General features: G+C 58.3%; 1 protein-coding gene. It reads right to left on the bottom strand.

The features are described 5' to 3' along the window. A partial coding sequence (locus KO531_RS22330) for a hypothetical protein (protein WP_219252252.1) occupies nt 1-211 on the bottom strand: 211 nt, incomplete at both ends.

The raw sequence follows: 211 nt of genomic DNA, 5'->3' as shown, positions 1-211 counted from the left end.
GGTTGTTCCGCTGCCATTGCCAGCCGCGGGACCACCGGGATGACCAGTCGCTGCATCTGGGGTTGTCCCCAAATTACGTCTAGGTCCTTGGGTGTAATTGCTGCCCGTTTGCGCACCGTGGCTCAGATTCACAGGTGTTGAACTACTCACCTCCCATTTACGGCCAGTGTATCCTCGCGCTGCATCCGAATTAGGCACCACTGTCGCAGGC

The sequence above is a fragment of the Shewanella sp. NKUCC06_TVS genome, from assembly GCF_019345515.1.
Lineage (GTDB): Bacteria > Pseudomonadota > Gammaproteobacteria > Enterobacterales > Shewanellaceae > Shewanella > Shewanella oncorhynchi.
The sequence above is the reverse complement of the archived record's forward strand: the minus strand, read 5'-3'. Positions and strand labels throughout refer to the sequence as shown.